Raw genomic sequence first — 17,419 nt, 5'->3', positions numbered from 1 at the left:
CCCCTCTTGTGAACTCCCCACCCGAGACACCCTCTCCCGCGGATCGGCCGGCTGTCAGCGACGCCGAGCTGCTGACCGCGCACATCAACGGGGATCCACACGCCTTCAGCGAGATCGTCAAGCGGCACCGCGACCGCATGTGGGCCGTCGCCCTGCGCACGCTCGGCGACCCCGACGAGGCCGCCGACGCGGTCCAGGACGCGTTCGTGTCCGCCTATCGCAAGGCCGGCACGTTCCGCGGCGAGGCCGCGGTCACCACCTGGCTCCACCGCATCGTCGTCAACGCCTGCCTCGACCGGATGCGCCGCAAGTCCATCAGGCCCGTCGCCGACGACGAGCTCATCGAGGCCGCCGAACGCGAGAGCCCGCTGCCCGACCAGACCGTCGAGCGCGAGGTTTCGATGGAGGTTTCGGCTGCCCTGAAACTGCTGCCCACCGACCAGCGAGCGGCGCTCGTCCTGGTCGACATGATGGGCTACTCGGTCGAAGACGCAGCTCAGGTGCTCGACGTGCCCAGCGGGACGGTGAAGAGCCGGTGCGCGCGGGGGCGCGCGAAACTTGCCCCAATTCTTTCGCATCTGCGGAACCGATCTGACCTCAGTCGCGTCTCATCCGCGAAGGGAGCAGAACTTCGTGACGGGTGATACGCACTACGATCTGGACATCCTCGCAGAGCTTGCCGAGGATCTCCTGGACGCTGGCACGGCCCGCCGGGTCCGCGAACATCTCGCGGTATGCGACCCCTGCGGGGAGCTACTGGCCGACCTGGCGGCGGTTCGCGAGGTGCTCGCGGCGACTCCCACTCCGGCCATGCCGATGGGCGTCGCGCTACGCATCGACAAGGCGCTCGCAGCCGAGGCCGAGTCTCACGGAGCTCGGCGCGGGGGTGTCGGCCTCGCCGAAACACCTGACTGGGACGAGCTCATGCGGGATTCCCCATGGGAACGGCCGGCGGAGACACCTGAGCCGGTCCGCCTGGGAGTGGTCTCCGACGACGGCACGATCGTCCCGGCCGGACGCCGGGCCGCCCGACGACGCCGGTGGGCGATGCCCGCGGTCGCGGCCGCCGCGGCCGCAGCCGTGGTCGGCACCGCGGTGCTCTCGAACGGCCTGCTCGCCTCCGGTGGTGGCGGTGGGTCCGAGATTCAGGTCGAAGCCGGCGCGCCGTCCCCGGCCAAGGAAGAGCTCAGGGCCAGGTCCTACGCGCTGACCGACAGCGGCCACAACTACAGCGATCAGGAGCTGCGCCAGCCACTCGAGGGCTTCCTGGCTCCCGCGCCGATCATCAACGGCGGCTCTCCCGATGTCGACCAGGTCGACACGTGTGTGAGCAAGGTGGCCACGCGTTCCAAGCTCCAGGCGTACGCCGTGGACCAGGGCCAGTACAACGGCCAGGAGGCCATCATCGTGGCGTCCTGGAAGGACAAGGCGTCCGGCAGGCTGCGCATCGACATCGTCGACCCGTTCAACTGCAAGAACCTGCGAAAGCCGATGCTCGGCCGCTGGTAACGAAACCCCACGTCAGAGCCCGCCTAGGCGGGCTCTTTCGGTTGTCCGAGCGTGGTGGTGAAAGGACGGGAATCAGCGCGGCCTAGGATCTGTTGTCGCCACTGGCAACACAGACGAGGAAGGCGTGGGAGCGTTGAGCGACGTTCGTAACGTAATCATCATCGGGTCGGGCCCTGCGGGCTACACCGCGGCGGTCTACTCCGCGCGCGCCGAGCTCAAACCACTGGTCTTCGAGGGGTCGGTCACCGCTGGTGGCGCCCTGATGAACACCACCGACGTGGAGAACTTTCCCGGCTTTCCCGATGGCATCATGGGCCCCGACCTGATGGACAACCTGCGCAAGCAGGCCGAGCGGTTCGGCGCCGAGCTGGTCGCGGACGACGTGGTCGAGGTCGATCTCGAGGCCAACCCCAAGGTCGTCAAGACCTACTCCGACACCTACTACGCCAAGTCGGTCATCCTGGCCATGGGCTCCGGCTACCGGGAGCTCGGCCTGGAGAACGAGAAGCGGCTGTCCGGCCGCGGCGTCTCGTGGTGTGCCACCTGTGACGGCTTCTTCTTCCGCAACAAGGACATCGTGGTCGTCGGCGGCGGCGACACGGCGATGGAGGAGGCCACGTTCCTCACCCGGTTCGGCCGCATGGTCACCGTCGTGCACCGCCGCGACGAGCTGCGCGCCAGCAAGATCATGCAGGAGCGGGCGTTCGCCAACGACAAGATCCGTTTCATCTGGGACAACGAGGTCGTCGACGTCCTGGGCGACAACAGGGTCGAGGCGGTGAAGCTGCGCAACGTCAAGACGGGCGAGGAGTGCGAGCTGGCCACCGACGCGCTGTTCCTGGCGATCGGCCACGACCCCCGCACCGAGCTGGTCAAGGGCCAGATCGATCTCGACGACGAGGGGTACATCAAGGTGGCGGCGCCGGGCACCGCGACCAACATCGACGGTGTGTTCGCCGCGGGCGACGTCGTCGACCACATCTATCGCCAGGCCGTCACCGCGGCCGGCACCGGCTGCGCGGCGTCGCTCGACTCCGAGCGCTGGCTGGCCAACAACGAGAGTTAAGGAGCGCACCGTGAAGGCAGTAACCGACGCCACGTTCGAGGCTGAGGTCCTCAAGAGCGACAAACCCGTTCTGGTCGACTTCTGGGCCGAGTGGTGTGGCCCGTGCCGTCAGGTGGCGCCCATCCTTGAGGAGATCGCCAAGGAGCACGGCGACAAGCTGGAGATCGTCAAGCTCAACATCGACGAGAACCCCAACGTCCCGCGCGACTATGGTGTGCTCCAGATCCCCACCCTGAACGTCTACAAGGGTGGAGAGGTCGTCAAGCAGATCATCGGCGCCAAGCCGAAGGCCATGCTGCTGAGGGAGCTCGACGGCATCATCTAGGCCGCCGCTCCGCCGCACTCACCGCGAAAGCCCCCTGTGGTCACAGGGGGCTTTCGCATTGGCTCAGGCGTTGTCACCTTTGTCGTACGGGAGACGGCCTTGAGAGGCGTCAGACGGGGCGAAGGGCGCGTTCCGGGCTCATGGACCCGAGGAGGCGCTCCAGTGCCACCTCGACGTCCTCGCGCCACGAGACGGCGGTCTTGAGCTCCAGCCGCAACCGCGGGAAGCGCAGATGAGGCCGAACCGTTTTGAATCCCACCGAGAGCAGGTATTCGGCGGGGACGACGCAGCTTGGTTCCTCCCATTTGAGGTCGCCGAACGCCTCGATGGCCTTGACTCCGCGTCGCGTGAGGTCCTTGGCCACGCCCTGGATCAGCATCCGGCCCAGCCCGCCGCCGGAGAACTCGGGGATGATGTGGGCCGTCATCAGCAGCACCGCGTCGGCGCTGACCGGCGAGGTGGGAAAGGCCAGGGAGCGCGGCGTGTAGAGCGGCGGGCTGTAGAGGACGAATCCGGCGGGCACCCCGTCGACATAGACGATCTTCCCGCAGCTGCCCCATTCGAGCAGCGTGCCGGAGATCCACGCCTCTTTCTCCAGCCCCGGGTCACCGGAATCGACCGCGCGCTCGCCGCCGACGGGATCGAGCTCCCAGAAAACGCACCGCCGGCAGCGGCGCGGCAGATCGTCCAGATTGTCCAGGGTGATATTGACCAGCCGACGCGACAACTACGGCCCCAATCGTTGACCCGAAAAGCGCGCGAAAACCACGTCTCCAGCTGGCATCGTAGCCCAGTGATGGTGCCGTCAGCGGATACCACGGCGGTCCAGCCCCGCCATGGGCGACATGTCGGACTGGCGTAATCTGGTATTTCAGCTCTACCTGAGACAGGAGGTGGACCGTGACAGCAGAGCAGGATCACGGTCAAACGCCCGCGACCCAGGGGTCGCGGATCGACGCCTACGTCGATCGGTACGCCGCACGAGCTACCGGGATGGTCGCCTCCGAGATCCGAGCTCTTTTCGCCGTCGCGTCCAGACCCGAGGTGGTCTCGCTCGCCGGCGGCATGCCGTACGTCACGGCCCTTCCCCTCGACATGGTCGGCGAGCTGGTCTCCGACCTCGTGACCCGGCGCGGCACGGTCGCGCTGCAGTACGGCTCGGGACAGGGCGATCCGCACCTGCGCGAGCAGATCTGCGAGGTCATGCGCCTGGAGGGGATCCACGCCGGGGCGAACGACGTCGTCGTCACCGTCGGTTCACAGCAGGCCCTCGACCTGATCACCCGGATCTTCATCGATCCGGGTGATGTCGTCCTGGCCGAAGGGCCCTCGTACGTGGGCGCCCTCGGCACGTTCGCCGCATATCAGGCCAAAGTGGTGCATATCGCCATGGACGATCAGGGCATCGTGCCCGAATCGCTGGCGCAGACCATCTACGCCCTGGAGACCGCCGGGGCGCCGGTCAAGTTCCTCTACACGATCCCGACCTTCCACAACCCGGCGGGCGTCACGCTCAACGTCGCCCGGCGCCAGCAGGTGCTCGACATCTGCCAGCGGGCCGGCGTGCTGATCGTCGAGGACAACCCGTACGGCCTGCTCGGCTTCGACGGCGAGCCGATGCGCGCCCTCCGGGCCGACAACTCCGACGGCGTGGTCTACCTGGGATCGTTCTCCAAGACGCTCGCCCCCGGGTTCCGCGTCGGCTGGGCACTCGCGCCCCACGCCATCCGCGACAAGCTCGTGCTGGCCATGGAGTCGGCCGTGCTGTCGCACTCGTCGTTCACCCAGCTGGCCGTCGGCCAGTACCTCGCCACGCAGCCGTGGCGCGAGCAGATCAAGTCGTTCAAGGAGCTCTACCGCGAGCGGCGCGACGCGCTGCTCGACTCCCTTGAGGCGCTGATGCCGCCCGAGGTCACCTGGACCCGCCCCGCCGGCGGGTTCTTCGTCTGGGCCACCCTGCCCGAAGGCCTCGACTCCAAGGCGATCCTGCCGCGGGCGGTCGCCGAGCGGGTGGCGTTCGTCCCGGGCACCGGCTTCTTCTCCGACGGGAGCGGGGCACGGCAGATGCGGCTGTCCTTCTGCTTCCCCGAGCCCGAGCGGATCCGCGAAGGCGTGCGCCGGCTGGCCGGGGTGATCGAGCAGGAGATCCAGCTGCGCGACACGTTCGGCACCGGATCCACCCGTGGGCACGGCGGCGTGGACACTCCCGGGCCTGATCTGGCCTGACTTCCCGATACGGCCGGTGTCCACCCAGCAGGGGGACGCCGGCCGTACCGTTGAAGGCACCGTCAGTGATGAAAGCGCCTGCTGTGCACCATCCGTCCCCGACGCCGGTACGGTTGGACAGCGTGTCATCAGCGGAGGAGAAGCAATGAGCGATCTGGGCCACGTGCTCGTGCTGGCCGGAGGCCTCTCGTACGAGCGGGAGGTGTCCCTGCGCTCCGGCCGCCGGGTGAGCGAGGTGCTGCGCGCGGCCGGCATCGACGTCGAGGCCCGCGACACCGACGCGTCCCTCGTCCCGTCGATCCTCGCCGACCCGCCGGACGCCGTCTTCGTCACCCTGCACGGAGGCGCCGGAGAGGACGGCGCGATCCGCTCCGTGCTGGAGCTGCTCAACGTGCCCTACGTCGGCGCCGACCCCGACGCGTGCCGGGTCGCCTTCGACAAGCCCACCGCCAAGGCCGTCGTCCGCTCCGTCGGCCTGCTCACCCCCGAGTCGGTCACGCTGCCCAAGGAGACCTTCCACGACCTCGGCGCGACCATGGTGCTCGGCCGCATCGTGGAGCAGCTCGGGCTGCCCCTGTTCGTCAAGCCCGCCCGCGGCGGCTCCGCGCTGGGCGCCTCCATCGTCCGCACCGCCGACGAGCTTCCCGCCGCGATGGTCGGCTGCTTCGCCTACGGTGACACGGCGCTCATCGAACGCTACGTGGAGGGTGTCGAGGTGGCGGTGTCGGTCGTCGACCTCGGCAACGGCCCCATCGCCCTGCCCGCCGTCGAGATCGTCCCCGACGAGGGGGTCTACGACTACGCCGCCCGCTACACGGCCGGACACACCGAGTTCTTCGCCCCGGCCCGCCTCTCCCCCGACGCGGCGGCCGCCTGCGCGCAGACCGCGGTCACCGCCCACACCGCGCTCGGGCTGCGCGACATCTCCCGCACCGACCTCATCGTCGACGCCTCCGACCGGCCCCACTTTCTGGAGGTCAACGTCGCCCCCGGCATGACCGAGACCAGCCTCCTCCCGATGGCGGCCGAGGCGGCCGGACAGGACCTCGGCGACCTGTGCCGCATCCTCCTCCACAACGCCGCCGCCCGCGCCCGCGCCTGACCCCTGTTTCGCCCGGCGTGCCTCGATTTGTTTCGCCCGGCGTGCCTCGATTGTTCGCCCGGTGTGCCTCGATCGGCCCGTCCGGATGTAAGTAGCCTTACGGTGTGCTGATCGATTCGACATATCCGAAGAGCTTCGCCAGCGACAACCACGCCGGTGTTCACCCGGCCGTCCTCGAAGCCATGACCGGAGCCAACCAGGGCGACGCCCCGGCCTACGGAGGCGACCGGTGGACCGCCGTCTTCGAGAGCCAGATCAGGGACACGTTCGGCGCCGAGGCGGAAGGCTTCGCCGTGCTGAACGGCGCCGGCGCCAACATGGTCGGACTGGCCCTCATGCTGGGCCGATACGACGCCATCATCTGTGCCGACACCGCCCACATAGCGACGCACGAGACCGGCGCGACCGAACGACTGCTCGGCGTCAAGCTCGACACCGTTCCCACGGAGGACGGCAAACTGCGGCCCCACGACATCACCGGCCGCCTGGGCGCACTGGGCAGCCACCACGAGTCGCAACCACGCGTCGTCTCCATCTCCCAGGTCACCGAACTCGGCACCTGCTACTCCCCCGACGAGATCGCCGCATTGGCCGCGACGGCCCACGACTCGGGCCTGCGCCTGCACGTGGACGGCGCCCGCCTGGCCAACGCCGCCGCGTACCTCTCATGTGATCTGCGCACGATCACCACGGACGTCGGGGTCGACGTCTTCAGCTTCGGCGGCACCAAGAACGGCGCCCTGGCGGCCGAGGCGGTGGTGGTGCTCGACACGTCGCTGGCCCACGGCGTTCCGTTCCTCCGCCGTCAATCCCTCCAGCTCGCCTCGAAGATGCGCTTCATCTCCGCGCAACTCTCGGCCCTCCTCGCCGACGACCTCTGGCGGCACAACGCCGCCCACGCCAACCAGATGGCCGACCGCCTGGCCGCCGGCGTGTCCGACATCCCGGGAGTCACCATCGCCTACCCGGTCCAGTCCAACGCCGTCTTCGCCGCCCTCCCCGCCAAGGCCGCCGCAGCGCTCCAGGAGCGCTACCTCTTCCACCACTGGGACGAGACCACCGGGGTCGTCCGCTGGATGACCGCTTTCGACACCACGCCAGAGCACATCGACGACTTCCTCGACGACCTCCGCAAGGCCGTTCCCTCCTGACCCTTCTCCCGGTTCACGTGCTCGTTTCACGTGCTCGTTTCACGTGAAACACTCGCCATCCACCGGACGCGCACTCACCTCGGCCTCGGCAGCACCTTTCATCCCCTCCCTCGCTATGCCTGCGCCATCGCGCCACTTGGCCTAACGTCGCTGCGGCCGTTCCACACTTCACCAATCGGTGGAGCCGCTCACACCGCCCGCCCGCTCACACCGCCGCTCCCACCGCCGCTCACACCGGTCATTCACGCCCCTCGCCCGCTCACGCCACCCGCTCACACCGCCGCTCACGCCGGTCGTTCATGCCGCCCGCTCGGTCACTCACACCGCCCGTTTGCTCCTCCCGTTCATGCCGCCCGCCCGCTCACGCCGGTCGTTCATGCCGCTCGTTCACGCCGGAGTTCAAGGCCCAGATCGTCGCTGCGCCAGTGCGGTGACCACCCGATCGGGCAGGTGGCCAAGGAGGTCGATGACCGAGATCGCGGTGCGGGGCTGACGCCGGGACCGGAAACGTTCACCGGATCGCGCGTCTCCCCGATGCCTGATGCCGAGCGTCACGGGCGGCCGGCGCCCTCCGGCTTCGCCTGCCCGTTCAGCCCGTTCGGGCAGAGCCGGGTGGCCCGGTGGCCAAGCGTCACGGTCGCATGATCAGAATGTCGTACGTGTCTCGCTTCGGGGATCCCCCAACACCTTTCGACCGTCGTAGAGCCCAGCGCGTGCGAGGCGACCAACCGCAAGGTCCTCGCCATCCGGGGACGATATGACACGCGTCGAGCGGGCACCACGCCCGCGCAATCCGTGCCCACGCTTCCTGGTGGCAGCACGTCGGATGCGCCGCGCCACGATCTCGTTCGCCACTCGCCCGCCGGCGTCAGAACGCCAGAGGACGGAAGCCGGCATCCAGGGCGGGGCAGTGGTTTCACGTGAAACAGGGAACGGTTTCACGTGAAACAGGTCAGCCTTCGGACTCGCGCATGGCGCGCACCGCGCCGGGGGCCATGGTGCCGATGATGCGCTCAAGGTCATCGATCGTCGCGAACTCGACGACGATGCGCCCCTTGCGTCGGCCGAGATCGACCTTGACCTTGGTCTCGAAGTGATCCGAGAGGCGGTCCGCCAGATGGGTGAGGCCGGGAGCTACGGGCTTGTTGGGCTGACGCTCACGGGGAGCCTTCTGGGCCGCCTTGGCGCTCCCGAGGGCGACGATCTCTTCGACCGCTCTGACGGAGAGGAGCTCGGCGACGACGCGGTTCGCCAGGTGAATCTGCTCCTCCGGACTGTCGAGGCTGAGGAGTGCGCGGGCGTGGCCGGCGCTGACGGTGCCCGCCGCAACGCGAAGTTGGACCTCGGGGGGGAGATTCAGCAGGCGCAAGGTGTTGGTGATGTGGGAGCGGGAGCGGCCGACCTTCTGGGCGAGTTGTTCGTGGGTGGCCTGGAAGTCGTCGAGCAACTGCTGGTATGCGGCTGCCTCCTCCAGGGCGTTGAGCTGCTCTCGCTGGAGGTTCTCGATGAGGGCGTCACGGAGGAGCTCGTTGTCGAGGGTGTTGCGGACGATCGCCGGAACGGGATCCAGCTCGGCAATCTGGCAGGCACGCCACCGGCGCTCCCCCATGATGAGCTCATATTGACCACCGCCGACAGACCGGACGACGATCGGTTGGAGCAGGCCGACCTCGCGGATGGACGCCGCCAGCTCGTGGAGGCGCTCCTCGTCGAAGACCTCACGTGGCTGGCGCGGGTTGGGCACGATGGCGCTGAGGGAGACCTCTTTGAAGTACGCTCCCGCAATCGGCTTGGGGCCGGTCTCTCCCGCACCGTTGGTGACAACCGCCGTCCCGTTGCCGTCAACGATGGGACCGGTCGGGATGAGCGCCCCGAGCCCCTTCCCCAATCCCCGCCGCTGCTGACTCACTGCGTCTCCTCATCCACCCCGGCTGATTCCGGTCACTCCAGGAGAGGTTACCGTCGCCAACGCGACCCGGCGCCTCCTCGCCACACGCGGTTGCGCCGGATTTACACCAACAAGACATATACGCGCCCGTCGGGGTCGCGACCGCACCCTGAACCCGCCCTCCACCGCCGTCCACAAGGCCCTCCGTCCTTTGCCGATCAGCGAACCAGCGTCGGCAGGCGGGGCGTTGTGGAAGCCTTTGTCGCATGTTTCCAGACGATGTGGCACGTGCGGTCTCCCGTTACCTGTCCGCGTCCGACCGGCTGGTGCCGGGGCGGGTCTGTGGTTTCTACGTGGTCGGTTCGGCCGCGCTGGGCGCCTGGCGGGCGGGTCGCAGCGATATCGACTTCGTCGCCACGGTCGATGGCGACCTCGCCGAGCACGGCATGCGCCGGCTGGCCCTGCTGCACAAGGTCGGCAACGTGCCGGCGGCCTGGCAGGCCCTGGTCCGTGCCCGGCCGACCATCCCGGGCACGCTGAACGGCGCCTTCGTCTCGGCCGGCGATCTGGGCAAGCCGGTCACCCGGATCCGTCCGCTCGCCTCGCACAGCGGGCCGTCCTTCGCGCGGGGACGAGGGTTCGACGTGAATCCGGTGGTGTGGAAGGTGCTGCTGGAACGGGGCATCACGGTGCGGGGACCCGCTCCGGACCAACTCGGCCTCGATTCAGAGCCGGAAAAGCTCAGGGAGTGGAATCTGCGGCAGTTGCACGAGCACTGGGCCGCATGGGCCGCCAAGGCGCTGTCGGGCAAGCCTCCGCGCAAGCCGCTGCTACCGGCTCACCGGGTGGCCCTGTCCAGCGTGCTGGCTACTCCCCGGCTCCACCACACGATCGTGACGGGTGAGGTGATCTCGAAGGAGGCCGCGGCGGAGTACGCGCTGGACACCTTCGAGGCACGCTGGCATCCGTTGATCCGTCACGCGCTGGCCCACCGTCTGGGGGTGCCGGCACCCGTCGGTGTCGACACGTCCATGACCGATCCACGCCGCATGCCGCGACTGGTGGGCGAGTTCATCCTCGACGTGATCGCGAGCGCGGACCAAACCCTTACCGGCAAACGCCCAGCCCCTGAACCACACCGGGATTGATGGTGCTCTGACCCAGCTCAGTGAACAAGGATGCCCGTCCGCCGGCACCGACGGACTGGACGCCTGCAAGGCAGGACCGCGGCGGGCGGATTGGGTAGGCCGCCCACAGCCGGCGATCAGCCGACGCATTCGATGAGGAGGAGTGCGACTGCCGGATAGCCGACGACGGGCGGAGGCTGGGAATCGCCCGGGACCACGACGGACGAACCGCCCATGGCCGGCGACCGTCGGCGTACGCGACAAGGAACGGCTGCGGCCGGCGCGCCGGCGGCACCACCGTCTGCCGCACGGCCGGCGCGTTGACGAGAGGGGGCCGGCTGGTGAGGGCCGGGGTCAGACGGCGGCGCGGTAGGCGATCTCGCGGGCTGCGTCCATGTACGCCATGGCCCCGCTGGAGCCCGGGTCGTACGTCATGACCGACTGCCCGTAGCTGGGGGCCTCCGAGAGGCGGACGCTGCGCGGGATCACCGTGTTGAGGACCGTGTCGCCGAAGTGGGCGCGGACCTCGTCGGCCACCTGTGAGGCCAGGCGGGTGCGGCCGTCGTACATGGTGAGGACGATCGTGGAGAGGCTGAGCGTGGGGTTCAGGTGGGCCTTGATCAGGTCGACGTTGCGCAGCAGTTGGCCCAGGCCCTCCAGCGCGTAGTACTCACACTGGATGGGGATCATGACCTCTTCGGCGGCCACCAGGGCGTTGACCGTCAGCAGGCCGAGCGACGGCGGGCAGTCGATGATGATGTAGTCGAAGTCGAGGCCGGAGTAGGCGTTGAGCGCGCGGCGGAGCCGAGCTTCGCGAGCCACGAGGGAGACGAGCTCGATCTCGGCGCCGGCGAGGTCGATGGTGGCGGGAGCGCAGTAGAGACCCGGCATGTCGGGCACCTGCTTGATGATGTCGGCCATGGGCAGGTCGTCGACGAGCACCTGGTACACGTCCGGCACGTCGCCACGGTGCTCGGTGGCCAGCGCCGTGGAGGCGTTGCCCTGGGGGTCAAGGTCCACGACGAGCACGCGTTGGCCGTTCATGGAGAGCGCGGCGGCAATGTTGACGGAGGTCGTGGTCTTGCCGACGCCCCCCTTCTGGTTGGCCACGGCGATCACCCTGCATTTGACCGGCCGCGGCCAGGCGCCCTCACGACCACCAGAGGTCTCCCCCGACTGGGTTGCGGATGTTTCACGTGAAACCACAGAGCTGAGCGCCTCTCGTACCAACGGTGAATCGCCGGGGTTCAGTGGGGTCTGGGTCACGATGGCCATCCTTTCAACCAGTGGTATGCCGGTGCCGGGAATTCGCTGTCGCGACACGCCCTTTTCGGGCCAGCCAACCCCTGTGGGACTCTCGGACGGAGGACTGTCCGGCCAGCCCAGGCCGCATGATGCGACTGGCATGACCGTCACCTCCTTCGCCGCCGCCTACCGACCTCCGGCGCGCGACCTGCTACCACCCGAACCAATGTTGCAGGCGGCTCGACCTTACCGCGCCCGACGGTCACAAGCTCAGCCGTCTTCACTCCTCTGGCGCGCAACTGGGGCCCGGCTTCGGCGAGCTCCTCGGCGGCGCGCTCCCCCTTCATGGCGATCAGCTCGCCGCCTTCGCGAAGGAGCGGCATGGCCCACTTCAGCAGCCGATCAAGTGGCGCGACGGCGCGGGCGCTGGCGACGTCGAACTCGCGCCTGCCCGCCAGCTCTTCCGCCCGGCCGCGCAACACCTCGACGTTCTCCAGCCTGAGCGCCTCGACGCACTCCTCCAGGAAGACGGTACGGCGAAGCAGCGGCTCAAGGAGCGTCACCGTGATGTCCGGCCGTACGATCGCCAGCACCAGGCCCGGGAGTCCGGCACCCGAGCCGATGTCGACCAGCCGCACCCCCTCGGGCACGGCCTCCGCGACGACCGCGCAGTTGAGCAGGTGGCGGTCCCAGATCCGCGGCACCTCGCGCGGCCCCAGCAGTCCCCGCACGACTCCGGGCCCCGCGAGGAGCTCGGCGAAGGAGTTCGCCCGCTCCCAGGCGCTGCCGGTGAAGACGTCCCGGGCGATGTCGGGCGGAGCAGGCAGCTCATCGCTCACTGGTTGGTGGCCCTTTCCTTGGCTGGTCGACGGCTCGGACACGGATGGTGTCCACCCCCAGGCTAGGCGTGGGATCACCGTGGAAGACTAACGGGCCGCTCAGAAGGCGACCGTGACACGCGCCCCGGGGCGCCGGCGGTCAGCCGTACACGATCGAAGGCGACATGCGAACGGCCGCCAGTCCACACAAAGGGGCTGACGGCCGCACAAAGAAGCGCAGAACAGGTCAGGCGGGAAGAACCACCACGTATCGCTGGGGCTCCTCGCCCTCGGACTCACTGCGGAGCCCGGCGGCCGCCACAGCGTCGTGGACGATCTTCCGCTCGAACGGGGTCATGGGCTGCAGCGACCTGGGCTCGCCCTTCTCCCGGACCTGGTTGGCGACCTCGGTGCCGAGCTTGGTGAGCTCGGCGCGCCGCCGCTCCCGGTAGCCGGCGACGTCGAGCATCAGCCGTGACCGCTCCCCCGTCTGCCTGTGGACGGCCAGGCGGGTGAGCTCCTGCAGGGCCTCGAGAACCTCGCCCGACGGCCCGACCAGCTCGTTGCCCCTGACGCCGACCACGGAGACGAGCGCCCGATCGCCCTCGACGTCCATGTCGATGTCGCCGTCGATGTCGGCGATATCGAGAAGGCCCTCGACGTAGTCGGCCGCGATCTCACCCTCCTGCTCGAGCGCGTTGAGATCAGGAGCCTTCTCCTGCTCGGCCTCGGTCATGGCCGGCCTCTCCTTCGTGTTCACGACTTCTTGCTGCCGGTGCGCTTGCTGCGGGACTGGCGGCTGGGCTGCTGCCTGATGATCTTAGGCTCCGGCGGCGCGGGAGGTGCTGCTTCCTCCGGGGGCGTCTTGCGGAGCTTGGCCAGCATGCCGGGCTTGGGCTGCACCGGGATCGCGTTGCCCTTGGCGTCGAACTCGGGCATCGGGTTGCGGCTGTAGAACCAGTGCTGCTGCGCCAGCGTCCAGACGTTGGTGGTGACCCAGTAGAGGATCAGGCCGAGGGGGAAGTTCAGGCTGAAGAAGGCGAACAGCGGCGAGATGTACATCAGGATCTTCTGCTGCTGCGCCATGGGGTTGTCCGGCATCTGGGCCATGGAGCGCGTGACGCTCTGCCGGACGGTGAGGAACGTGGTCAGCGAGCTGATCGCCACGAAGATGGCGAGCACGATCTTCGTCTGCACGACCGTCGCGTCGAAGCCCTCGATGTCGGCCGCCGACATGAAGAAGTTGGCCGGGAGGGGTGCGCCGAAGATGTGCGCGGACCGCGCGCTGTTGACCAGTTCCTGGCTCATGCCGTAGACCGGGCGGCCGTCGGCCATCGCCCGTAGCACGGTGAACATCGAGATGAAGATCGGGAACTGGGCCACGATGGGCAGGCAGCCACCGAGAGGGTTGGCGCCCGCACCTTGGTACAGCGCCATGACCTCTTGGTTCATGCGCTGCTTGTCGTTCTTGTAACGCTTGCGCAGCTCAGCGACCTTGGGGGCGAGCTCCTGCATCTTCCGCGACGAGCGCATCTGCTTGAGGAACAGGGGGAAGATGAGGATCCGCATGAACACGGTCAGCGTGATGATGGTCAGCGCCCATGTCAGCCCGCTGTCCGGGTTGAGGAATGTGCTGTATCCAGCATGGATCCAGATGATGACTTGGGCTACGGCTTCATAGAGCCAGCTCAGCCAGGACAGCTCCACCGAGCTATCTCCCTTGCAATTCGTGGGACCGAACCGGGCGTGGGGGCACCGGGTCTATACCTCCGGGATGGAATGGGTGGCACCGCCCGATGCGCCGGACAGTCAGCCATGTGCCGCGCAATGCTCCGTGTACGGCGATCGCCTCCAGCCCATAGGCGCTGCACGACGGATGGAAACGGCAGCGTGGACCGAGCATCGGGCTGATGAAGGCCCGGTAGAACCGGATCGGAATGATCAGTGCCCGAGCGGCGAGGCTCGGCGGCATCCCTTGCGGCTGCTCCGTCATCTTTGTCCATCCATCGAGGACTCGCGCCGCCTGAGCAAACGATCCAACGCGAGATCGAGCTCGGCGGCAAGCTGCTCGTATCGCGCGGACGCGGCCGGTGGGTTGGCGCGTACCACCAGCAGGCTACCTCGCGGCAGCCGGTCAAGACGGTCTCGCATCAGGTGTCGAAGCCGCCGCTTGACCTTGTTACGGACCACGGCACCGCCGACTGCCCGGCTGACCACGAAACCGATGAGAGGTGTTTCATCCCCAGAAACGGTGAGGTGTATCACCACAGCGGGGCGACCAACGCGTTTACCGCGCTTGATCGCCGCTTCGAACTCTTTCCCGCGCCGCATGCGGGATTGCCGGGGTAGCACCGTATACGCCTAATGCCCGCCGGCGGACTTCACCGGCGGGCGACCTATCGGGCGCAGGGCGATCAGGCCGACAGCTTCTCGCGGCCCTTACGGCGACGAGCGGCCAGGATGGCGCGACCGGCCCGGGTGCGCATCCGCAGCCGGAAGCCGTGGGTCTTCGCGCGGCGACGGTTGTTCGGCTGGAAAGTACGCTTGCTCACGGGTGGGCTCCAGGCTTGATGATGCGCCCAGGGGCGCTTAACACACATGGCCGGCCTGCCAGGAAAGCGAGGGCACGCGAAATAGCCGTCGCGTGAGCATGCCGACCGTCGTACGTTACGGGTGAAACGCCTCCGAGGTCAAACCAGCGGCGGTCGCCGAGCGGTTATCCACTAATCCACAGGCGAGTTTTCCACCGCCCCGGTGGCGTCCACAGTGTGTGCGTCCGGCTGCCACTAGGCTGTGGACAACGTCTTGAACACAGCTGTGCACATAGATACTGTCGGCCCTTCTGGGGCCCGTTTGAAGGCTGTGGACATCCTGTGGATCTCCTGTGGAGGTCCTGGGCATACAGCCGGGCTGCCACGCTGTGGACGGACGGGGACGATCGACGGGTGGCGACAGCCCGCTGTGGATAACAGATCGCGGGGGGCCGCGAGAGGAAGGAGGGGAGCCGCACCATGAACGGTGTCGACCTTGGCACGGTATGGGCGAGGGCCCTGGGCAACTTCCTCAACGAGAACGTCCCGGTACAACAGCGCACCTGGCTCTCCATGGTCCGTCCGATCGCCCTGGCCGACGACACGATCGTGCTGGGCGTCCCCAACGACTTCCTCAAGGACCTCATCGAGGGCAAACTGCGCCCGCTCGTCGCCCACGCGCTGTCCCAGGAGCTCGGCAAGGCCATGCGGCTGGCCGTGATGATCGACACGACCGCCCCGGAGCAGCCCGCGCCCGACCTTCATCAACAGCCTGTGGGTCAGGGTTATCCCCAGAGCCCGGAGCCGCAGCCACGTTTTGCACAGCCCCCATCAGCCCAGCACTACCAGGCTTCCGAGCCTCCGCAGTTCTATTCTCCACAGCCGGAGCCACAGCAGTCGTCCACCGAATATCCACAGCCCTCGTTCACTTTTGAACAGCCCCAGACGTACACACCGCCTGTGGAGAAAGCGCCGGAGCCGGCGCCGAACCGGTGGGAGGCGAAGAGCAACAAACCGAGCGAACCCGCCCGCCTCAATCAGAAGTACACCTTCGAGACATTCGTCATCGGCGCCAGCAACCGGTTCGCGCACGCGGCGGCCGTGGCGGTGGCCGAATCCCCCGCGAAGGCGTACAACCCGCTGTTCATCTACGGCGACTCGGGCCTGGGCAAGACACACCTGCTCCACGCGATCGGCCACTACGCGCAGAGCCTCTACGACGGTGCGCGGGTGAGATACGTGAGCTCCGAGGAGTTCACCAACGACTTCATCAACAGCATCCGCGACCACAAGGCCGACGGGTTCCGCGGTCGTTACCGCGCGATCGACATCCTGCTCGTGGACGACATCCAGTTCCTGGAGGGCAAGGAGCAGACGCAGGAGGAGTTCTTCCACACCTTCAACACGCTCCACAACGCCAACAAGCAGATCGTGATCTCCAGCGACCGTGCGCCCAAGCAGCTGATCACCCTGGAGGACCGGCTGCGCAACCGGTTCGAGTGGGGTCTGATCACCGACGTCCAGCCGCCCGAGCTGGAGACCCGCATCGCGATCCTCCGGAAGAAGGCCATCCAGGAGGGCCTGGCCGCGCCGCCCGAGGTGCTCGAGTACATCGCCAGCCGCATCTCCACCAACATCCGCGAGCTCGAGGGCGCCCTGATCAGGGTCACCGCGTTCGCCAGCCTCAACCGGCAGGGTGTGGATCTCCAGCTGGCCGAGGTCGTGCTGAAGGACCTGATCACCTCGGAGTCGGGCGCCGAGATCACGATCGCCACGATCATGGCCAAGACCTCCGAATACTTCGGCATCAGCATCGACGACCTCTGCGGCAGCTCGCGCAGCAGGGCACTGGTCAACGCCAGGCAGATCGCGATGTACCTCGCGCGGGAGCTGACCGAGCTGTCGCTGCCGAAGATCGGCCAGCAGTTCGGCGGCCGCGACCACACCACCGTCATGCACGCCGAGCGCAAGATCCGCTCGCTCATCGCGGAGCGCAGGTCGATGTACAACCAGGTCAACGAGCTGACAATGCGTATCAAACAGACATCGCGTGGGGCCTGAACTTTATGCACACCCTGTGGATAACACTGTGGATCAGGGGAAACGTCCGTAGACGGCCGCAGAGCGCCCCACATTGGCCCGAAAAATCCCGCGCCAGGCCTGGGGATAAATCTGGGGACATCCTGAGGAGAACCTGGGGACGACCGGTGGACGACCTGGGGACAGCCTGTGCATAGTCTTCTGGGCGGCCGCGGAGAGGCCGTTTACCCCGTGGATAACCGGTGGAAACCCGGTGGATAACCAGTGGACGAAGACCCCATGATCTGGGGACAGCCTGTGGGCAACGAGTCGTCATCCCCAGGCCGCGAAGTTACCCCCAGGCGTCACCCACACCCCCGGTGGATGAAAACAGGGCCACTGACCAGCGGAA

General features: G+C 67.8%; 18 protein-coding genes. 9 read left to right on the top strand and 9 right to left on the bottom strand.

What is annotated here, in order from left to right:
- The first annotated feature begins 8 nt into the window (after positions 1-8).
- From sigM to trxA, 4 genes are all read left to right on the top strand, one after another.
- Entirely contained in the window at positions 9-644 is a 636-nt protein-coding gene (gene sigM / locus AB0C16_RS08845; protein ID WP_357680491.1) for an RNA polymerase sigma factor SigM, read from the top strand.
- Positions 634-1,509, top strand: coding sequence for a zf-HC2 domain-containing protein (locus AB0C16_RS08840; RefSeq protein WP_357680489.1), 876 nt, complete (start codon positions 634-636; stop codon positions 1,507-1,509). Before sigM ends, AB0C16_RS08840 begins: the two co-directional genes overlap by 11 nt.
- Before the next feature lie 133 nt (positions 1,510-1,642).
- Positions 1,643-2,575, top strand: coding sequence for a thioredoxin-disulfide reductase (gene trxB / locus AB0C16_RS08835; protein ID WP_357680487.1), 933 nt, complete (start codon positions 1,643-1,645; stop codon positions 2,573-2,575).
- Between the two features lie 10 nt (positions 2,576-2,585).
- A complete protein-coding gene (trxA, locus tag AB0C16_RS08830; RefSeq protein ID WP_357680485.1) occupies positions 2,586-2,900 on the top strand; it encodes a thioredoxin in 315 nt (104 codons plus the stop codon).
- Between the two features lie 109 nt (positions 2,901-3,009).
- Here the strand turns inward: trxA and AB0C16_RS08825 are convergent, their stop codons facing one another.
- On the bottom strand, positions 3,010-3,627 hold the full coding sequence (locus AB0C16_RS08825) for a GNAT family N-acetyltransferase (RefSeq protein WP_357680483.1): 618 nt from the start codon (positions 3,625-3,627) through the stop codon (positions 3,010-3,012).
- A gap of 266 nt (positions 3,628-3,893) precedes the next feature.
- On the opposite strand from AB0C16_RS08825, the gene AB0C16_RS08820 reads away from it, so the two are divergent.
- From AB0C16_RS08820 to AB0C16_RS08810, 3 genes are all read left to right on the top strand, one after another.
- Positions 3,894-5,126 carry a PLP-dependent aminotransferase family protein gene (locus AB0C16_RS08820; RefSeq protein WP_357680795.1) on the top strand — a complete coding sequence of 411 codons (1,233 nt, stop codon included), beginning with the start codon at positions 3,894-3,896 and terminating at the stop codon, positions 5,124-5,126.
- A gap of 145 nt (positions 5,127-5,271) precedes the next feature.
- Positions 5,272-6,228, top strand: a complete 957-nt coding sequence (locus AB0C16_RS08815) for a D-alanine--D-alanine ligase (protein WP_357680481.1) — start codon at positions 5,272-5,274, stop codon at positions 6,226-6,228.
- A 104-nt stretch (positions 6,229-6,332) separates the two neighbouring features.
- The gene (locus tag AB0C16_RS08810) at positions 6,333-7,379 is read left to right on the top strand and encodes an aminotransferase class V-fold PLP-dependent enzyme (protein ID WP_357680479.1); all 1,047 of its coding nucleotides are present in this window, start codon (positions 6,333-6,335) and stop codon (positions 7,377-7,379) included.
- Positions 7,380-8,331: 952 nt separating this feature from the next.
- Here the strand turns inward: AB0C16_RS08810 and AB0C16_RS08805 are convergent.
- Positions 8,332-9,288, bottom strand: a complete 957-nt coding sequence (locus AB0C16_RS08805) for a ParB/RepB/Spo0J family partition protein (protein WP_357680477.1) — start codon at positions 9,286-9,288, stop codon at positions 8,332-8,334.
- Between the two features lie 245 nt (positions 9,289-9,533).
- Here AB0C16_RS08805 and AB0C16_RS08800 point away from each other — a divergent pair, with 245 nt between their 5' ends.
- On the top strand, positions 9,534-10,415 hold the full coding sequence (locus AB0C16_RS08800; protein ID WP_357680473.1) for an aminoglycoside adenylyltransferase domain-containing protein: 882 nt from the start codon (positions 9,534-9,536) through the stop codon (positions 10,413-10,415).
- A gap of 333 nt (positions 10,416-10,748) precedes the next feature.
- Here the strand turns inward: AB0C16_RS08800 and AB0C16_RS08795 are convergent, their stop codons facing one another.
- The 7 genes from AB0C16_RS08795 to rpmH all read right to left on the bottom strand — a co-directional run bounded on the left by AB0C16_RS08795 (position 10,749) and on the right by rpmH (position 15,009).
- Positions 10,749-11,669 (bottom strand): ParA family protein, encoded by a 921-nt coding sequence (locus AB0C16_RS08795; protein WP_357680471.1) that lies wholly within the window; start codon positions 11,667-11,669, stop codon positions 10,749-10,751.
- Between the two features lie 137 nt (positions 11,670-11,806).
- Positions 11,807-12,448 (bottom strand): 16S rRNA (guanine(527)-N(7))-methyltransferase RsmG, encoded by a 642-nt coding sequence (rsmG, locus tag AB0C16_RS08790; RefSeq protein WP_357680793.1) that lies wholly within the window; start codon positions 12,446-12,448, stop codon positions 11,807-11,809.
- 256 nt (positions 12,449-12,704) lie between these two features.
- Positions 12,705-13,193 (bottom strand): R3H domain-containing nucleic acid-binding protein, encoded by a 489-nt coding sequence (locus AB0C16_RS08785; protein WP_357680469.1) that lies wholly within the window; start codon positions 13,191-13,193, stop codon positions 12,705-12,707.
- 20 nt (positions 13,194-13,213) lie between these two features.
- Positions 13,214-14,164 carry a membrane protein insertase YidC gene (yidC, locus tag AB0C16_RS08780; RefSeq protein ID WP_357680467.1) on the bottom strand — a complete coding sequence of 317 codons (951 nt, stop codon included), beginning with the start codon at positions 14,162-14,164 and terminating at the stop codon, positions 13,214-13,216.
- Between the two features lie 4 nt (positions 14,165-14,168).
- The gene (gene yidD, locus AB0C16_RS08775) at positions 14,169-14,429 is read right to left on the bottom strand and encodes a membrane protein insertion efficiency factor YidD (protein ID WP_357680791.1); all 261 of its coding nucleotides are present in this window, start codon (positions 14,427-14,429) and stop codon (positions 14,169-14,171) included.
- Between the two features lie 17 nt (positions 14,430-14,446).
- Entirely contained in the window at positions 14,447-14,788 is a 342-nt protein-coding gene (rnpA, locus tag AB0C16_RS08770; protein WP_357680465.1) for a ribonuclease P protein component, read from the bottom strand.
- Positions 14,789-14,871: 83 nt separating this feature from the next.
- A complete protein-coding gene (gene rpmH, locus AB0C16_RS08765) occupies positions 14,872-15,009 on the bottom strand; it encodes a 50S ribosomal protein L34 (RefSeq protein ID WP_043614899.1) in 138 nt (45 codons plus the stop codon).
- A gap of 459 nt (positions 15,010-15,468) precedes the next feature.
- Between rpmH and dnaA the strand changes: the two genes are divergently transcribed.
- Complete coding sequence (gene dnaA / locus AB0C16_RS08760) at positions 15,469-17,049, top strand: chromosomal replication initiator protein DnaA (protein WP_357680463.1); 1,581 nt, start codon at positions 15,469-15,471, stop codon at positions 17,047-17,049.
- The last annotated feature ends 370 nt before the right edge of the window (positions 17,050-17,419 follow it).

The sequence above is a fragment of the Nonomuraea sp. NPDC048916 genome (genome assembly GCF_040649575.1).
Lineage (GTDB): Bacteria > Actinomycetota > Actinomycetes > Streptosporangiales > Streptosporangiaceae > Nonomuraea.
The sequence above is the reverse complement of the archived record's forward strand: the minus strand, read 5'-3'. Positions and strand labels throughout refer to the sequence as shown.